This is a genomic window from Bacillus songklensis (assembly GCF_042649685.1).
Lineage (GTDB): Bacteria > Bacillota > Bacilli > Bacillales > Bacillaceae_H > Bacillus_BA > Bacillus_BA songklensis.
In genome coordinates this window covers 215,997-232,774 of the sequence record NZ_JBHRZT010000067.1, presented here as the reverse complement: position 1 = coordinate 232,774, position 16,778 = coordinate 215,997, and the positions used below count along the sequence as shown (strand labels likewise).

Genomic DNA, 16,778 nt, shown 5'->3' with positions numbered 1-16,778 from the left:
CTTTCTTACGTGAAAACCAACATCGTTTAGAGTTGGTGTTTTTGCCTCCCTATAGTCCTGAATTAAATCTAGTTGAAGGACTCTGGAAGTGGCTTAAATCAGATGTGATTTATAACGTTTTTTATTCGTCTGTCAAAGAGATTCGCCAAAATGTGCAAGCTTTTATTCGTGAGTTGAACGACACACCCGAAAAAGTTATTGACCGATTGTGTGTGCGATTGTAAAACATAAATTCAACTTATATAGTTAATATTAAAACTACCTAAATAACTGTTGTAACGTCGAACCTGTTTAGTTGCTGATCGATTGTCCAAAACTGATCCCCTTACTGAAAATTTATGATAATAATATTCCACAACTAAACATTATAATTCGTTTTAACAAAGCTGTTCTTCAACTACAGTCCCACAGTTAAACATGAACAAGATGAAGAAATCATATCCCTCTTATGTATCTGTACTCCTATTCGCATATTTGCCTTAAAGATATTGTAGAAAATCTTTTTGTTGACTGAACGGTCTTTATAAAACCATCGGTGATAAATGCGTGATAAATAATATGTAATCCATATGGCAGGAAAGGATCAATACTAAGCCCATTTATTGTACTTAATCAACTTAGTGTACTTAACAGCAAAAATTTCAAAAACAGTAATAAGGGATATGTGTGCAAAATAATAGAACAATAATAAAGACATGATTATCCAAGATGAAGTTTCAATTGTTTTTTCTATCTTGTAACCCATAATTGTTCTACTCCCAACTAGGGTTAATGTACCTCAAAAAGATTTTCTTCATGTATATAGAACAAGCTGCCTCTTCAATTATCCTGCACCGTTAGTTGAACAAAGTCCTAAATTTTATGGACATCTCATTAGTGCATCTTTTCCAAATCATATGATCACACCCTTCACCCCAATAATCCTTCAGCAAATAATCAGGTTCTCCAAATTTCTTCTTCCATATCTTCTGTGCATTGGTATATCCACTATCTAAACAAAATTCTTCGATTCCCCTAATCTGCAAGGTAAGAAGCATTACATTTAAAAGTAAAGTCCCTATACCACGTCTTTGATAATCTGGATGAACAAATACTGTCCCCACCTCAAACCATTCTTTCAATGCTCCATCTGTGCAAATATTAATCAGTTCACTGACAGGACCATATTCAATGGAACCGATAACCTTATTATCATTATTATCTAAAGCTATCCAAAAAAATCGATTCTGCCCATTGCTATCAAAGTCACATTTCAAGTATTGTTTCTTATTTTCAATTTCATTTTCTATATCATCCAGCATCTCCGATAAACCTTCACTAGCAAACGTTTCCCTAATGACTTTACTAAAAAATTGATTCAGCTCTTCATTGTCCTCAATTCTTGGTCTTCTTATCTCAATATTATACAACCCCTAATCACTCCTTTATCCTCTAAAAAATTTAAAACATTAGCACAACAGAATACGTACATCCGATTTAAGTAATAGTTTCAGCTTGAATAAAACAATTTCACCCACCAACTATTATTAATTGTAGTTGTTTTCGATATTTAGATTGTATATCTTTCAGCAAATACTAATAGTTAAATTCCATACTCCTATCCTACTACGAAACAGGAATCCCTCCACTTTCCAAAACACTTGATAATTGAGAAACGTGAGTTGTCATTGAAAATGTAAGGTTTTACCGTCAAACATCAATTTATAAGCAAATAGATTTATCCGTGGCTGCATTTGTTCATAGAGAACTGGACCAAGCATTCCATGCCCGCACTAACTGCCGGCATCAATTCGAAACGGCTATTAAAACAAAACATAGTAAAGTTGTGCATTTTTTCTTGACAAAAAATAATTACTATATAATAATTAATATCGAATTAGAATCATTATAGTTAACTGAAGCTTTTAATCTATGTCTTTAGCAAGCTATTTATAGTTCTCAAAACCCACACATAGGAGGAATTTGATTATGTCATTAATTGGAAAAGAAGTAAAACCGTTCACAGCGAAAGCGTTCCATAACGGCGATTTTATCGATGTTACTGAAGAAAACTTTAAAGGTAAATGGAGTGTAGTTTGCTTCTATCCAGCAGATTTTACATTCGTATGCCCTACTGAATTAGAAGACCTGCAAAACGAATACGCAACTCTGAAAGAACTTGGCGTGGAAGTATATTCCGTTTCAACGGATACGCATTTTACACATAAAGCATGGCACGATCACTCAGAAGCTATTGGCAAAATTGAATATATTATGATCGGTGACCCTTCACAAAAGATCTCTCGCAACTTCGACGTACTAAATGAAGAAGAAGGCCTTGCTGATCGCGGTACATTTATCATCGATCCAGACGGTATTATCCAAGCTGTTGAAATTAATGCAGACGGCATCGGACGTGATGCAAGCATTCTTGTTAACAAGATTAAGGCAGCACAGTATGTTCGCAACAATCCGGGTGAAGTTTGCCCGGCTAAATGGCAGGAAGGTGCTGCAACACTTAAGCCAAGCCTTGATCTTGTAGGAAAGATTTAAGGAGCACGATCAATGATACTAGATGCAGATATAAAAGCACAATTAGCCCAATATCTTCAATTGATGGAGGGCGATGTCCTGCTCAAAGTCAGCGCAGGATCCGATGACGTATCCCGCGACATGCTGGCTTTAGTAGACGAATTAGCCACCATGTCATCCAACATTAAGGTAGAGAAAACAGAACTCCAGAGAACGCCGAGCTTTAGTGTGAATCGTATCGGCGAAGACACTGGAGTAACTTTTTCTGGTATTCCTTTAGGGCACGAATTTACTTCATTGGTGCTGGCTCTCTTGCAGGTTAGCGGAAGAGCCCCGAAGGTTGATCAGAAGGTAATTGATCAAGTTAAAAGTATTAAGGGCGAATATCACTTTGAATCTTACATCAGCCTGAGCTGCCACAACTGCCCTGATGTTGTACAGGCACTGAACTTAATGAGCATTCTCAATCCTGGCATTACACATACCATGATTGACGGCGCGGCTTTCAAAGAAGAAGTAGAAAGCAAAGGCATCATGGCAGTGCCAACTGTTTTCCTAAATGGAGAATCGTTCGGCAGCGGCCGTATGACACTCGAGGAAATCCTCGCCAAGATGGGGAATGGTCCGGATGCATCGGAGCTTGCTGATAAGGAGCCATACGATGTGCTTGTTGTCGGCGGCGGACCGGCCGGTGCAAGTGCAGCTGTCTATGCAGCACGTAAAGGCATTCGTACAGGCATTGTTGCTGAACGCTTTGGCGGTCAGATTATGGACACGATGGGCATTGAGAACTTTATCAGTGTAAAATACACGGAAGGTCCTAAGCTCGCGGCAAGTCTTGAAGAACACGTGAAAGAGTATGACATCGATGTCATGAATTTACAGCGTGCCAAGCGTTTAGAAAAGAAGGACCTCATCGAACTTGAACTCGAAAACGGTGCGGTTCTAAAGAGCAAAACCGTCATCCTTTCAACAGGTGCCCGCTGGCGCAATGTTGGTGTACCAGGCGAAGCAGAATTCAAGAACAAAGGTGTAGCATACTGCCCTCATTGTGACGGTCCATTGTTTGCAGGAAAACATGTAGCGGTTATTGGCGGCGGTAATTCTGGTATCGAAGCGGCAATTGATCTCGCAGGTATCGTGAAGCATGTAACGGTCCTTGAATTTATGCCAGAGCTGAAAGCTGATGTTGTCCTCCAAGAGCGTCTTTACAGTCTGCCTAACGTAACGGTCCTGAAGAACGTTCAAACAAAAGAAATTACCGGCACGGACAAAGTTAACGGCATTTCTTATATCGACCGTGAGACGGAAGAAGTTCATCACATTGAATTGCAGGGTGTATTCGTTCAGATCGGCCTTGTACCAAATACCGATTGGTTAGGCGAAACGGTTGAACGCACTCGCACGGGTGAAATCGTCGTCGATAAACATGGCGCAACAAACATCCCTGGCGTATTTGCTGCAGGCGACTGTACAGATAGCGCCTATAAGCAAATCATTATTTCGATGGGATCAGGGGCAACTGCAGCATTAGGTGCATTCGATTACCTAATCCGAAATTAACGAACGGACATGAATACTACGTACCGTTGAGAAACTTTTTGCCGCGGCAGCTTCTTTGTTGACATGCGGCATAAAGTGAAACTTCCATCAGTGAGGGTTTTCCTTCATCCCCCACTGATGGTTAGTTAGGCCCGCACGATGCGGGTCACGCAGACGTTGCCGCAGGACGCGGCGATGTTAGTCTGTGTTCCTTTATTCGGGCTTTTACGGGCAGTTATCCCCCACTTAGACTCCTTCGATTTCTCTCAAGCCTTGAAGTGGAGGTCTTACTGCCCGTTAATGCGGGATAAACTGTTTTACCGCGATAACTTCTTCGTTAGCACGCGGCATAAACAATCCCGTATCTTTCATTTTGAAAGTCGTTGCGCTATCTGACCGGTAGTACAGCGACTTTCTTTTTTTTACTTTTTATCGATTTCAATCGTGAATTTTATCACTTCTTACACTCAAAGCTGTGGAATAACGAAGTTCTCAATTTAGAGCTGATAAAACATTCACTGTAATTTTTTAATCATGTTGTACCAAATGACTCCACCATGCTCAGAACTTGAAACACCGATGTTGAGGTATCCATAATTTTCATAGAAGCGAATTAAGTTCTCTTTACAAGTGAGTGTAATCGTTTCACGTTTGTTCTCTCTTGCTTCTTTTTCAAAGTGTGCAAGTAACGCTGATGCCACGCCTCGTTTTTGAAAATGTGGGGACACCGCTAATCCTAAAACACTTTGATGACCGCCAGACGCTGGATTTGCCTTTATATCACTAAATAAGTCATCTGTAATTAATGCTGTTTCAATGACAGGTCCATTGACTAAACCTACGTTAAGCGAACTGGAGCTTTTTCGTTCATTATGACTATATGGAATAGCAGACCACCTTTTGGGTAGATCTTTTTTTGTTTCAAACATACATAAAAAAACATTTAAAGAAAAAATAGTAAAAAGTAAAGAAGTAAGGAGAGATTTCATGCACCTCGCTAAAATTAGCTCTAAAGGACAAGTAACGATTCCAAAGGTAGTAAGAGAAGCATTAGGAGTAAATCAAGGAGATAGCATACTTTTTATGTTTGACGAAGGAAAAGTAGCAATCAATAAGGTGGATTTAGCAATTCTTATCCCGCAAGAAAGAGGGATGTAGATGTAAAGGTTGGAAACCCCTTTACTCAATCCCTTGTTATTTGTTGTTATTTGGTTTTGTTCTACCTTGGACTCTGAAACTCATAAGGAAATCATGAAGAATTAACAAGATAAAATGGATACAAGTACAGCTGCGGGAGAAGCAATACATAGAATGTTATCTGTTAGTTTCTGGAGGGGTGGACATGAAATACCGAATACCGACACCATTACACAAATTAATTAAAAACAAACATTCGTCAATAGTGAATTCAGATGATGATCAAAACCAGAATACCAATCAAAACCAGAACACCGATCAAAACCAGGGCACCAATCAAAACCAGAACACTAATCAGAATCAGAATACTAATCAGAATCAAGCACAAACCATTTCCTTGTATACAGATTTAAAGAAAAACATTGATTATATTAAGCAGATGCTAGGAAATAGCTCTGACATAGTGGTTAGTGAATTCAACGCAGGTCAAAATGGTGAATTAAAATTATCAATCATCTATACAGATGGGTTAGCTGACAAAACATTTGTTCAGGATTTTATATTAGAAACACTGTAAGGAAACGGTCAGTAACCCCTTCTCTTTTGTAATTTTCGTTTTTAGTTTACGCATATAACATATAATATCTCGATAAAATAAGGGTGATTATAATGTGGTCACAGGGGAGTTTTGTTCAAATATTAACTGATTCTGGTGATGTGTTCGTCGAAAATGTAGGTGAAATCGCAGCTAAGAGGGTTCTTCAATTACTATCTAACGCTAGCGAAGTTACAGACGACATAGTAAATATATGTTGCAGGTTGCAGTAAAATTATAGCCATTACCAGAACGGGTATCCCGCCAACTCCATAATCTAAGCCTCGTTGATTAAAACGGGGCTTAGACGAGCTCTTTGCCTGCTGCTTTGCTGCCGCCGGGACCGAACAGCCAAGTGGTTGTGAAAACTTCATCCAGCCATTGCTTCAGCAGCGACGGTGTGCTATACCATTGAAGAGGGTATTGCAGCACAAGGCGATCGTGTTCAGCTACCAGAGCCTGCTCGCGTTCGATGTCGATTGTTTTTTCCGGATACGCTGCGTACAACTCGTGTACCGTCACTTGGTCGGGATGCTCGCGCAATTCCGCTATCCAACGTTTGTTGACGCGTGACTGTTGCAAATTCGGATGAGCTACGATGACCAATGTTTTCATAAATTTTATCATCTCCTTTTGTCATAAAAAGTATCAAAACTATACCAACTCTGTTAATTAAAAAAAGGCTCCTCCTATAATTCTCTTATCTCTTTAACAAGCTGTTCTATTTGGTCCTTGGCCCCCCATTCACATAATCCACCATGATAACAAATCACTGTTTCAATCTCGTAATCTAAGAATTTTACTAACGAACGCTGGGCCTTCGGTAAATCTAGTGAGGTTTGCGGAACAGGTCCATGTAATTTTCCATCGATACAAAGCATTGCATCAGCGGCAATAAGTGTTTTACTTTGCTGCAAATATAGACTGATATGGCCTTCTGTATGTCCAGGTGTATGAATAATTCGAATCCCGCCACAATATGGGAGTTCCTGCCCATCCACTACGGTTTGATCGACCTTAACCTTTGGCGGATTTTCACATAAATCTAAAGCTTCCTGTCTCATCTTTTCTGGAAGTAATTCTATCATAGGCGCCATGACAGAAGGAGTTGTTTTAATCAGCGGCAAGCTTCCTTCTATATATGGCTTGTCAAGCTCATGGGCATAAACGATGATGCTGTTGCCAAGCTCCTGTTTAATTTCTTCGATACTGCCTATATGATCAAGATCCTGGTGGGTGAGAATAATTGCTTTTAGTTTCTTTGGCTCAACCCCATTTTCGGTCATCACTGCTTGGATTTGTTCCCATCCTCCCGGCATGCCGACGTCTACTAATACAGCCGATTCATCATCCTTAATCAGTGTTGGATATAGAGTGGTCTTACTCCCGAAAGCCTCCGCTTCTATTTTAAGTATTTCTACACCATTATCGATAATCATCTTTCACCCTCCGCTCTTACTTAGTTATTTAATCCATCTTAAGCCAATAAAATGCATAGCCATTTGAAGGTCCATCACATAGTGAGCCATCATAAGCGGCTCTATATTTCTTGTTCAATGATTAAATAATCGCTAATGCAACCGCCAATGGAATAAAAATCATTTCTCTCCTCCTTTTCAATATTCTTTTAACTTCTTACATCATAACGTGGTTGCTTTGTAAATAAATACAAGTAAAATCCATTCATTTTTTCGCTATTTTTTCAGTTGTATTTTTGTATGAATTTAACCGAACATCCTTATTTTTTTTGATATAATTGATAAATAGGTAAAGCCTTAAGGGGGTATTTATGAAAATCGGTGATCGAATTCGAAGTCTTAGACTCGTCAAAAAGATGACACAGGGCCAGCTTATTGAAGGAATTGCTTCAATCACCTATTTAAGTAAAGTAGAAAACAATCAGACTCAACCAACGGACCATTTTATCAAAAAGATTGCAGAACGATTAAACATAGCCCCAGATATACTTTTAGAACAAACGCCAGACGGATTTGCAAAAAAACTGGAGAACATATACGATCATTATTGGAAGCATGACATTCTTTCAGAGGAGAATTTAGCACTTCTTCAAGTACAGGTTAATGAAACCCATGTCAATCGGTCGTTTCTGATGATATTTACAACGCTCATTCGCTATTATTTTGTTGGGTTCCGTCTTCATGAAGCCAAATTCATTTTCGAACAATCCACCAACATCATTAACGTCTATGATTCTTCCATAGAAGAACGCTTATATTTTAACTATTATCTAATTTGCGGCAAGCTACTCATGGATTTACACATGCCTCTACAGGCAAATGAATACTTATTGCGATGCGAGTCTTATGTTGCTGGAGCAGATGACCAAGACCGAGCAAAGCTATATTTCAGCCTTAGTATTGTTAATCAACAGCTCAATGAAGATAAGCTTGCATGCCTGTACTACTCTGGAAAATCTTACGAATATCAGAAGAAGCTCGGGGATTCAAACCGTTTAGCGATGGTACTCTTTACACGCGCGATTCAATTTCATTTAGTCAACCAACCAATGGATGCGATGAACAGTCTGAGAGAGGCAAAAGCATGTTATTGGGATCAAGATAACCCCAATCTTCATGCAATTCTTGAGTACAGCATCGGACGCGTCCATCAAGTGGGGAAAGATTATGACCAAGCAATTACTTCTTATATGAATGCCACCCAATTATACCTTAAGAGTTCCTTTAAAGAGAAATCCATACAAGTACATAAACGGCTTATCGAAATTTATATCGAACAAAAAGAGTGGAAGCTTGTTGAGGAGCATCTCAATCAAGCCCAAACCATTGCGATGGAACGCAAGAACTTATATTACGATGTTGAACTGGATATATTACAAGCCAGTGTTTACAAGCATCAAGCTCAAGAGGCCCATTATGAAAAGGCGATGAGAATGTTAATCGAACACTGTATGGAGTTGGAATATTATTATCACATCAAAAATCTAGCAACGGAATTTGGTGCGTATTTTTATAACAAGCAGTCCTATAAGAAGGCCGCCACTTACTATCATCAAGCTTTTCATGCCGAACAAATGCAAAAAAGTCACTATAGCGGCTTACTTGGAAAAAATCATGTCAAGTTAACATAACCATTCTTACCGGAAATATAAAGAAAAACCTCCTTGCCGACCGAGGAGGTTTTTTCTTTATAGACGCAACTTAATCGCCATTATGTTTCTTTGGATTAGAGGAAGTTATCTATCATAGACTTCTCTGAATTCAACATCATCACCTTTTGCGGTAGGAGCCTCTATTTCAGCTTCAATTGGCACTAAACCAAAAAAGGGATTAACTTACTTTGTAGATTTTACCTTTTCACTAGCTTTCTTACTTACTAATCTGCATATTGCAACAAATACAATTGTTTGTATGAGTAAGCCAAGCGTATTCACTGTATATCCGTTTACCTGCATGTATAATTCTTTTGTGTATATAAAGCGAATCGCAAAGAATATCCCACATAATACTAATATGTCGCATTGCAAATCTAAATTTTTTTTAGACATATCCATACTCCTTTTATTCCCAATTCATCATTATTTTTTAACTTATTTAGAGAATGTATGCATGGAAAAGGCACAAATCAAGCAGCAAATGGAGATAAAAACAAAAATGCTGTTGTCTTACCACTTCCCAGGAAACCATTAATTAAATAAACAGGAATTCGGGTCGTTTCCATGATTCTTCCTCCCCATTTTGTTTAGTTATTAAATCATTGGTTTTAATAAATCGTAATTATTACGAAAAACCAATTATCTATTTACAAATAAGATGGATATAAGTTAGACTTTAATTCGTAATGATTACTATTTATTTCATAAATGGTCAGGGATTTGAACGGGCAGATGGAATTGTAGTTGGGATACCTAAAGACAAAGAAAAAGTCATCAAAGTATCAAAAATACTGTAAATGGAGGAAGAAGATGATGGTTTTGATGAAATCAAATAAAATTCCTGTCAATGACAAAAGTTGATCTTTACTGAAAGGGCCCGTCACGGAATTCTTTGATTTTGCTGGATTTTCATGACGGGTCCTTTCAGGGGGATGACTCAATAGGTATGTCTTTTTATACCTTTTTTGATATAGTTTATGAAAAATAACGAGATTACATATAAACAAACATAAATAGACAAGTGGAGAAATATTCATAAATCAACAATACATTAACAGAGCCAATAGATAAGAAAAGGAGCCAGAAAACTCTAGCTCCTTCAGTACCTATGAAATGGTTATTTTGATTCAACTAAAATGGTTAGTTGATGATACCGGTATAGCCACGGTGAAGAAGTTTGAACAGGTGGTTTTGGGATTGAGCCGTTTTACGGAAATCACGGATTTGAGACACAGAAAGCTCCGCATTAGGTCCTTCGGATACATATGTTTGATCACCAGGATACCAGCCTTCGATTGGAGTCCAAGGGATCACTTTTCTGTACTTCTTGTTGTTCATAAGGATAAGCGTATTATAAGGAGCTTTGTTGGGATGCTCTTCATGTTTTTCACCTGTTTAAGATAAAGAACGGCGAAACAATAAGACCTTTATATTAAGGTTGTACTGTTATTTTAGGCATGTACTGCGGCCAGTAATCTGTTTCAATAATCTTTTTTCTGCCTCGTTCTCTTTGAATGGCAACGTCCATTAATAGATCAAAATGTCCATCAATAATCAATGCACTATGTTTGTTGTTTTACAATGTCCCAGCTATCATTTGTAAGTATTTGAGATACTTTCTCTCCAATTAAGATGGATCGTCTTTTTTGAACTACGGAAGCCAGATGGTCATTTATTTCTTGGATTACGCCGTCTCGGCTAACTAAGCAAAAGGGTTGGGTTAAAATTGAAAATAGTTTCGTTAACTCCACTTTTACTAGTTCATATTCCTTTTTCTGCCTTTCGTTCTCGATGCTTATACCAACCCAATTACAACCAGCCAAAGCCAGTTTTTCTAAGTACACAATATTTTCGTCAAATTCATTTTCTCTATTTTCTTTTGGGAATAACAATAAAATGGCTTCTACCTTAAATCCGCTTTTTATTGGAAAATAAGAGACCGAAAAATTTCTCATTTCCGACTTACCTTCAGATACCTGCATTCCAGTTTGGAAAACCTCCTGGACAATTTCTTGATTCACACCAGAGCTTTGGATGAGCTCATTTCCCATTTTTATTTCTATAAGCCCGGGGGTGTTATAAAATAATTCATTATTTAACGATTCTTCATATTTTTTATATAAAAGCATGTTCTTCTTTCCTCCCGACAAGAAGATAAATCAAAATATGTAACATTATAGCAGTTATATATAACTTAAACACTTATTTGAGATCTCTAGTGGGATTGCAGCAGTCTAATCGGAAATCGAACCAGGAAAATAAAAAAAGACATCTTTGCCTTTTATATAAATCCACATTAATCATTGAACATGAGCGAAAAATGACATCGGGACAATCGGTATAGATGGACTTTAAGACTTGTAAGTTTTGATTTAAATCCGTAGAAAGAAGATCTTGTTGCGTGATTTGCTTTCCATCGCCCTGTTGATGTATTTGTGCTTTATTGTCTGCTTTTTGACGCATGGTTTTCCGTATTTTTTTAAGCAAATCCATCGCCCTTTTCCTTATCATGTGTATTTGGCCTCTCATTTGGAAAACAGTCTTCGGCCATTTGTTACAAAAATTCATCGTTTTGCTTGAAATAATCGTAGATTGAACATCGTTGAAAATTATGATCCTAAATCGATTCTTCTTTAAATTTCAACAATATAATTGGGAAATCTTTATGTCTTCCTTCGTTATATTTCTCGATAAAACATGATAGCTTTTTATATTTCCATAACGATCCATTTCTTCCTCTTATTGTTTAGTATGATTTTCAAATTGTAAGTTTAAACCAAAAGATTCTTTGTGAATACTAAAAGAGGTTAAATGTTTCTACGATGTAGATTCACCACATGTGGAATGCGGAGACATTTTATGATGAACTGGCAGCAAAGATGTATAACCATATTAAATACAAAAAGCCCTTTTGCTATTAACCCAAAGGGAAATAGGCGGAAGGTTTATTTAATATGGGTAGTTGGTTTCGATACCCGTCATTAAAGGCGCACAACAGGATTCGGCCAAAGTCAAGATGAATGGTCTGACGCCTTGCTTCAAAGTTCAGTGAAACAGCGAAGCATGTGCGGGCTACAACAACGGGGAAAACAGACGGGCTCCTTGTTCAATAATGCGCTGTGAAAGGGAGCGCTGCAGTAAATCTTCGATTCGTAATGGTACAGAATCAGTGAGATCGCGCTCGAATTGCTCCGTAAGTTCCCGCGCCACGTCGGTACTGTAAAAGACTTCGCATACCTCGTAATCCAGGCGAAAACTTCTCATATCATAGTTTGCGGCCCCTACTTCGGCAATCTCCCCATCGATGATCATCAGCTTCGCGTGCAACATGCCTTTGTTGTACAGATAGATATGGACCCCGGCTTCCAACAGTTCTCCGTAGTAGGTGCGGCTGGCAGGGCCTACTACTTTGGGATCCACGTGGCGAGGAACCAGCAATCTTACGCGCACACCCCGCGCCACGGCTGCCTTTATCGCCATGATGATATCTGCATCGGGCACAAAATAGGGGGTGGTAATGTCAATGGTCTGGGTCGCTTGTGTCAGGCAAATGAAGTAGGCCTCCCGTATAACTTGAGTAGGAATTCCAGGATTACCTTCCAACGTCTGCACATACGCTTTCTGCAACGCCTCTGTGCTTGGGGTGGTGCCATTTATGGTGCCCAACTCAATGCCCCATTCTGCCGACCATCCAGAAAAAGCCGCCCTGCCGGGTGGAGCGATGTTCGGCGATATATGCTTTGGACCCTGAATGGGCTTTAGTGCATCCTCAGCTTTTGTGTTCCAGCGTGTTCTCGTCTTCATTCGTTCCGGTGAAGCGATGTTCCAATGAACGTCGAAGACAGCCTGTAAATCGACTGCAGCTTCACCTACAATTCGCACATGAGTGTCGCGCCAGAACCCTACGTTCGGCTTCAATCCGGTATATTCATACCCGACGTTGATACCACCTGTAAAAGCTTCCTTTCCGTCGATCATGGCAATCTTACAATGATCCCGGTAATTCCAATTGGATATTATCCACGGGAAGCGCAATGGAAATATCGTTCGGCATCCAATCCCAGCATCCATCATCCGAATGATCTGACGTCGCGGAAATCTCCGGCTCCCCCAACCGTCTCTCACAAAGCGGACCCGAACACCGGCTGCGGCCCGTTTGATCAGCAGGTCCGTGATGCGTCTGCCAATTTGGTCATCCCGATATATGTAATATTCCAGATCAATCGTTTTTTGGGCGTTCTGTAGGGATTCGAAAAGTTTTTCATATGTTTCAATGCCGTTCGTAAGTACTTGGACTCGACCGGCCCGAAGTCCATGTACAGTCAAATGCCGTAAAGCATGAGCAATGACCGAGGCTGAGTGGCTAAATGAATCAGGCAACGTGTCCGACTCATTATCCGGAGAAGTCAGTCTTTCTCGACGAACACGCACGGGATTCGATGTGCTGAGATAGAGTCCAAAACCGATGATAGGTAAAACGAGGCCGATGGCTAGCCAATTCAAAGCCTTGGCCGGCCGGCGTACCTCGCGGATCGCTATGATTAGCATAAAGAACGTATTGAATAGGTACAGCCAAAGAATCCATGCCAACTAAAATCCCTCCCTTGTTCGTATCCTATAAAATGTCCAAATTTGGTCATTATTCTAACAATCCTAATAGTATATACTCACGAACAGTGACCCCGCCGGTTACAGGTAAACGATTTATTTTTTGAAATTTTTTAACGGCCCTTTCTGTCTCTAAATCGTAAATTCCACTTACCATTCCATTATACAGCCCTAAAGCTTTTAACCTTTCTTGAACAAGCTGTACTAAATTTCCTTTTGAACCAAAGGACAAGTTTTTAAACTCTCCTTTCCCCATTCCAGTAACAGGTCCATCTATATAGACAATCGTCCCTTCCGGGATGATTTCAAACAACGCTTCCACATCTTCATTACGCATACGAACACAACCACTACTTACATTTTTGCCAATTAACCCCGGTTTATTTGTTCCATGTATTCCATACTCACCCCAAGGAACATTTAAACCTAGCCAACGTGTACCAAATCCGCCGCCCCATGCTTTTGATTTTTCCACTACCTTAAAGATTCCAATAGGAGTGGGAGATTCCTCAGTTCCCGGAGAAATAGGATATTCCCCGATTACTTTATTATTCTTAATTACATAGAGTTCATTTGACCACAGATTCACTTTGATATAAACATTTTCTCCACTTTCCGCATTGACCGATGAAAAGGAGAATAAAGATATTAGCAAAAAAATTTTGACAGCAAATAATACATTTGTTTTCATGAATGCTTACACAACCTTTTATCTTAAATCTTTATATAAGGGTTCCAGGACTTGAACCATATACTTCAGGAATCAATATTTCTAATGCTTTAATAAGACTTTCTTTATCCTTTTCTGCAGAGACATTCATTACATTTTTTGATTTTGGACATATTAAGTTTTCCGGTTTTTCAGCAAAAGCATTAAAGAAAGAGACACTAACCAGAATGACTAATAGCATAAGCACCTTTTTCATATTTCCATCTCAAAACGTAGTATCTCCATTGTATTTATCTCATACGCATCTAGTTGACACAAAACTTGTTATTGGAACTAAAAAACCCCTCATATCCTCAATTTTCAGACAAGTCTTATAAAATATTCTTTCCTCAAACAGGACAAATGCCCACCCCCAGGACAATAGCGGAACAGAATATTGATTGAGGTCATCAAAAAGATAAAAATGATAAAAGGAGTTGTTTTTTTGAAGAACAAGGGAATATGTACTTTACTATCACTTTACATAACCGCATGCAACAAAATATCATGCGTTGCATTTATTTATTTTTTATCAAACAAGGATACTGGCCCAAGAAACGAGATAGGTAAACGCATATTCTTTATTAAATCCCATTCGTGTATTCTCATTTTTTGAAATTAAGGAGAGATGAACTTTGCAAACTGCACAGAAAACCATGGTTAGTATACCATTCCCCTCACGGTGGGGTATCCACGCTGCTGTAGGTGGTAGACCCGTCGTTTATGGCACATTCAACATCAACTCTGTTACAGGTAACAGGGTAACTGGTACAGTTAATTTTCGCGGCAGGGATATTCCAATTAATGGATATTGGGATGAAAGCACCAAACAAATAAGATTTGATTCACCTTATGCCACGTATTCTGGTAATTTAACGATATTTGATGATCCCTCGATTAGAATTCGACATTCTATTTTAAGTGGACGGCTTATTATGAAGCCTCCCTCTTTACAAGCAGGTGAGTATGGAACTTGGATTGCAACAACCGATACAAGTCTCACTGGACCTCCTATTAGCAGTAAGGCCTTGCCTCCTGTTGGAGTCTTTTTAACATCAAATGTACTTCATGGGGGAGTTGGGCGTTGAACAGACGGATTTTCTTGTGATTCATCCCCACTCCATAATCGTTTTCAAGTTAGTTGAGGTTATACTCTAACTATTTCGCAGCATAAAATGTATCAACTCTTCGTTTAAAAATAAGGAGGTATACATGGTGTATTCTCAGCTTCCATTCTACAATTATGTCAGGGTTGACTCAGATTTAATTAATGACATTGCAAAGGCTATTAATGGTGAATATAGTGCTATTTCCTGTTATGGAAAATTAGCTAAAAATGCCGCTACAGAAAAAGAAAAGAAACAAATCCTTGAAATTCGACAAGACGAGGTTCGTCATTATCAAATATTTTCAGCTATTTATATGAACTTGACAGGTAAACAACCTAAACCTGAAATCACTGAACCATGTCCCAAGAATTACAAAGAAGGCCTAAAATTTGCATTTAAAGACGAACAAGAAACAGTGGACTTCTATCTGGATATTTCGGATAAAGCACAAGATCCATACATTAAAGAGCAGTTTCGCCGAGCAGCAGCAGACGAACAAAATCATGCTGTGTGGTTTTTGTATTTTTGCACTAGTCTTTAAAATATGTTTAAAGAGATCAACTAATTGGTCTCGTTTATTCCCTACACGATAGTTGACATAAGGCCCGTTATTGAAACCGAACAACAAAAGCCAGCTGGGACGGCAGCCGGCTTTTGTTGTTGAAAATAAACGAGGACCATACTGATGAACTCAACAGAAAAAGAATTTTTCACAGGTGTAATGATGACTTGACACGATCATTCCTATGATTGAAAAAGGAAGCACGTACTAATAAATGGCTTGATCGCTACAGTAGAGGACAATTGCAAGAAAAATCGCCAACGCGTACATTTACCGAATCTTCCTCTTTTGTTAGCTAAACAACGTGCGAATGAAAGGGCCAAGATTACGGGGAGAAAAATACCACCCCACGTTATCGAAAACACCCATAGACTTGTACCGAAAACTTTTGAGGCCATCAGGGACTTTGTTGATAGCTATCATGTCTACGACAATCGAGATCAATTGGTACTTATTGCTTCTAACCATTTTATCGACTCTGCATTACATGATGAATTTTTAAAAAAGGGGGTTGGTCGAAAACCTTCGAACAATAAAGATGCTCCAAATGATATCTAACCATATTTATTTTCCCCTTTTATTGGAGGCTTTGATTTTATTAGGGTCTGTTAGATGACCTCCTCCAATTGGCCCGTAGACGTATTCGTAATCATGCTTCTTTCCTGTACGGCACCCTTGAACAAAGATTTCCCAAGATCGTTGATACCGCGGCCATTCGGGCTCATGGGGCAAGGGGAATGTAATTGAAATAACAACCTATGTTAACCTTAACTTCTAATGTTTTAACTACTTCAGGTGAAGAAGGAAACTCTGACAGCGCTCATAATATATCGCCGGTTCGGGAATAGATAAAAGAAAAAGGAGTGAGCAAA

The 16,778-nt window shown here is 38.9% G+C and carries 17 protein-coding genes; 8 read left to right on the top strand and 9 right to left on the bottom strand.

The features are described 5' to 3' along the window. Positions 1-224, top strand: a 224-nt coding sequence (locus ACFOU2_RS16370; RefSeq protein ID WP_377916946.1) for a transposase, incomplete at its 5' end; no start/stop codon positions are given. A gap of 612 nt (positions 225-836) precedes the next feature. Here the strand turns inward: ACFOU2_RS16370 and ACFOU2_RS16365 are convergent. Then, positions 837-1,409, bottom strand: a complete 573-nt coding sequence (locus tag ACFOU2_RS16365) for a GNAT family N-acetyltransferase (protein ID WP_377916944.1) — start codon at positions 1,407-1,409, stop codon at positions 837-839. A gap of 559 nt (positions 1,410-1,968) precedes the next feature. On the opposite strand from ACFOU2_RS16365, the gene ahpC reads away from it, so the two are divergent. Further along, positions 1,969-2,532 (top strand): alkyl hydroperoxide reductase subunit C, encoded by a 564-nt coding sequence (gene ahpC / locus ACFOU2_RS16360; RefSeq protein ID WP_377916942.1) that lies wholly within the window; start codon positions 1,969-1,971, stop codon positions 2,530-2,532. Between the two features lie 12 nt (positions 2,533-2,544). Continuing rightward, entirely contained in the window at positions 2,545-4,074 is a 1,530-nt protein-coding gene (ahpF, locus tag ACFOU2_RS16355) for an alkyl hydroperoxide reductase subunit F (RefSeq protein ID WP_377916940.1), read from the top strand. A 494-nt stretch (positions 4,075-4,568) separates the two neighbouring features. Here the strand turns inward: ahpF and ACFOU2_RS16350 are convergent, their stop codons facing one another. Beyond that, a complete protein-coding gene (locus ACFOU2_RS16350; protein WP_377916938.1) occupies positions 4,569-4,982 on the bottom strand; it encodes a GNAT family N-acetyltransferase in 414 nt (137 codons plus the stop codon). A gap of 58 nt (positions 4,983-5,040) precedes the next feature. On the opposite strand from ACFOU2_RS16350, the gene ACFOU2_RS16345 reads away from it, so the two are divergent. Then, on the top strand, positions 5,041-5,211 hold the full coding sequence (locus ACFOU2_RS16345; RefSeq protein ID WP_377916936.1) for an AbrB/MazE/SpoVT family DNA-binding domain-containing protein: 171 nt from the start codon (positions 5,041-5,043) through the stop codon (positions 5,209-5,211). Between the two features lie 184 nt (positions 5,212-5,395). Continuing rightward, positions 5,396-5,767 (top strand): hypothetical protein, encoded by a 372-nt coding sequence (locus ACFOU2_RS16340; protein WP_377916934.1) that lies wholly within the window; start codon positions 5,396-5,398, stop codon positions 5,765-5,767. A gap of 321 nt (positions 5,768-6,088) precedes the next feature. Here the strand turns inward: ACFOU2_RS16340 and ACFOU2_RS16335 are convergent, their stop codons facing one another. Together ACFOU2_RS16335 and ACFOU2_RS16330 are read right to left on the bottom strand one after the other, a co-directional pair. Further along, the gene (locus ACFOU2_RS16335; protein WP_377916932.1) at positions 6,089-6,400 is read right to left on the bottom strand and encodes an NAD(P)H-dependent oxidoreductase; all 312 of its coding nucleotides are present in this window, start codon (positions 6,398-6,400) and stop codon (positions 6,089-6,091) included. Between the two features lie 74 nt (positions 6,401-6,474). After that, complete coding sequence (locus ACFOU2_RS16330; RefSeq protein ID WP_377916930.1) at positions 6,475-7,224, bottom strand: MBL fold metallo-hydrolase; 750 nt, start codon at positions 7,222-7,224, stop codon at positions 6,475-6,477. 350 nt (positions 7,225-7,574) lie between these two features. On the opposite strand from ACFOU2_RS16330, the gene ACFOU2_RS16325 reads away from it, so the two are divergent. Continuing rightward, positions 7,575-8,894, top strand: coding sequence for a helix-turn-helix domain-containing protein (locus ACFOU2_RS16325; protein ID WP_377916928.1), 1,320 nt, complete (start codon positions 7,575-7,577; stop codon positions 8,892-8,894). A 1,164-nt stretch (positions 8,895-10,058) separates the two neighbouring features. Here the strand turns inward: ACFOU2_RS16325 and ACFOU2_RS16320 are convergent. The 5 genes from ACFOU2_RS16320 to ACFOU2_RS16300 form a co-directional block, all read right to left on the bottom strand. After that, entirely contained in the window at positions 10,059-10,232 is a 174-nt protein-coding gene (locus ACFOU2_RS16320) for a hypothetical protein (protein WP_449237051.1), read from the bottom strand. 248 nt (positions 10,233-10,480) lie between these two features. Next, the gene (locus ACFOU2_RS16315) at positions 10,481-11,047 is read right to left on the bottom strand and encodes a hypothetical protein (RefSeq protein ID WP_377916926.1); all 567 of its coding nucleotides are present in this window, start codon (positions 11,045-11,047) and stop codon (positions 10,481-10,483) included. 943 nt (positions 11,048-11,990) lie between these two features. Beyond that, entirely contained in the window at positions 11,991-13,508 is a 1,518-nt protein-coding gene (locus ACFOU2_RS16310; RefSeq protein WP_377916924.1) for a phospholipase D-like domain-containing protein, read from the bottom strand. Positions 13,509-13,557: 49 nt separating this feature from the next. Then, positions 13,558-14,217, bottom strand: a complete 660-nt coding sequence (locus ACFOU2_RS16305; RefSeq protein ID WP_377916922.1) for a L,D-transpeptidase family protein — start codon at positions 14,215-14,217, stop codon at positions 13,558-13,560. A 31-nt stretch (positions 14,218-14,248) separates the two neighbouring features. Next, positions 14,249-14,452 (bottom strand): hypothetical protein, encoded by a 204-nt coding sequence (locus ACFOU2_RS16300; protein WP_377916920.1) that lies wholly within the window; start codon positions 14,450-14,452, stop codon positions 14,249-14,251. A gap of 418 nt (positions 14,453-14,870) precedes the next feature. Here ACFOU2_RS16300 and ACFOU2_RS16295 point away from each other — a divergent pair, with 418 nt between their 5' ends. Next, positions 14,871-15,323 carry a hypothetical protein gene (locus ACFOU2_RS16295; RefSeq protein WP_377916918.1) on the top strand — a complete coding sequence of 151 codons (453 nt, stop codon included), beginning with the start codon at positions 14,871-14,873 and terminating at the stop codon, positions 15,321-15,323. Between the two features lie 124 nt (positions 15,324-15,447). Beyond that, the gene (locus tag ACFOU2_RS16290) at positions 15,448-15,885 is read left to right on the top strand and encodes a ferritin-like domain-containing protein (protein ID WP_377916916.1); all 438 of its coding nucleotides are present in this window, start codon (positions 15,448-15,450) and stop codon (positions 15,883-15,885) included. Positions 15,886-16,778: the final 893 nt, after the last annotated feature.

Bases quoted from the DNA above. Each gene is read 5' to 3' on its own strand.
- ahpC (WP_377916942.1), top strand. From the start codon at position 1,969: ATGTCATTAATTGGAAAAGAAGTAAAACCGTTCACAGCGAAAGCGTTC.
- ahpF (WP_377916940.1), top strand. From the start codon at position 2,545: ATGATACTAGATGCAGATATAAAAGCACAATTAGCCCAATATCTTCAA.
- ACFOU2_RS16350 (WP_377916938.1), bottom strand. From the start codon at position 4,982: ATGTTTGAAACAAAAAAAGATCTACCCAAAAGGTGGTCTGCTATTCCA.
- ACFOU2_RS16345 (WP_377916936.1), top strand. From the start codon at position 5,041: ATGCACCTCGCTAAAATTAGCTCTAAAGGACAAGTAACGATTCCAAAG.
- ACFOU2_RS16340 (WP_377916934.1), top strand. From the start codon at position 5,396: ATGAAATACCGAATACCGACACCATTACACAAATTAATTAAAAACAAA.
- ACFOU2_RS16335 (WP_377916932.1), bottom strand. From the start codon at position 6,400: ATGAAAACATTGGTCATCGTAGCTCATCCGAATTTGCAACAGTCACGC.
- ACFOU2_RS16330 (WP_377916930.1), bottom strand. From the start codon at position 7,224: ATGATTATCGATAATGGTGTAGAAATACTTAAAATAGAAGCGGAGGCT.
- ACFOU2_RS16325 (WP_377916928.1), top strand. From the start codon at position 7,575: ATGAAAATCGGTGATCGAATTCGAAGTCTTAGACTCGTCAAAAAGATG.
- ACFOU2_RS16315 (WP_377916926.1), bottom strand. From the start codon at position 11,047: ATGCTTTTATATAAAAAATATGAAGAATCGTTAAATAATGAATTATTT.
- ACFOU2_RS16305 (WP_377916922.1), bottom strand. From the start codon at position 14,217: ATGAAAACAAATGTATTATTTGCTGTCAAAATTTTTTTGCTAATATCT.
- ACFOU2_RS16300 (WP_377916920.1), bottom strand. From the start codon at position 14,452: ATGAAAAAGGTGCTTATGCTATTAGTCATTCTGGTTAGTGTCTCTTTC.
- ACFOU2_RS16290 (WP_377916916.1), top strand. From the start codon at position 15,448: ATGGTGTATTCTCAGCTTCCATTCTACAATTATGTCAGGGTTGACTCA.